The sequence below is a fragment of the Rhizobium sp. 268 genome, from assembly GCF_036571585.1.
Lineage (GTDB): Bacteria > Pseudomonadota > Alphaproteobacteria > Rhizobiales > Rhizobiaceae > Rhizobium > Rhizobium redzepovicii.
On the sequence record NZ_JAPPSO010000077.1, the window covers coordinates 1 to 683 of the forward strand.

The 683-nt window shown below is 64.7% G+C and carries 1 pseudogene; it reads left to right on the forward strand.

Annotated elements, in window-relative coordinates:
• Positions 1 to 507, forward strand: a pseudogene (locus tag OS035_RS33515) (sugar ABC transporter substrate-binding protein); the annotation flags it as partial.
• Between the last annotated feature and the right edge of the window lie 176 nt (positions 508 to 683).

Here is a 683-nt window from a genome sequence, read left to right on the forward strand (position 1 = left end):
GCGACCGCCATGGTCATCAAGGGTGATGCGCTGGTGCAGGTGATGGGCGACTGGGCCAAGGGCGAATTCGTCGCCGCCAAGAAGACCCCGGACAAGGACTTCCTGTGCTACCGCTTCCCCGGCACCGATGGCAGCGTCATCTACAACTCCGACATGTTCGGCATGTTCAACGTCCCCGACGACCGCAAGGCGGCGCAGGTGGCGCTGGCGACGGCGACGCTGTCGAAGAGCTTCCAGTCGGCCTTCAACGTCGTCAAGGGTTCGGTGCCGGCCCGCACCGACGTTCCCGACACCGACTTCGACGCCTGCGGCAAGAAGGGCATCGCCGATCTGAAGGCGGCCAATGAGGGCGGCACGCTGTTCGGCTCGCTCGCCCAGGGTTATGGCGCCCCGCCGGCCATCGCCAATGCCTATAAGGACGTCGTCTCGAAGTTCGTCCACGGCCAGATCAAGAGCTCCGACGAAGCCGTCAAGCAACTCGTCCAGGCGATCGACGACGCCCGCTGAGACCGCTGAGATCTGTCGATGAATATGCTTCCCCGCGCGATCGCGCGGGGAGGCTTCAGGCTCCGCAGCGATCATTGCCGGGCCGATCCTGCGGGAAGGGAGATGATATCCATGAGCACAGTTGCCACCACCGATCCGGTTCTGACGCCGCGGCATTCGACGGCGATCTCGCTGCG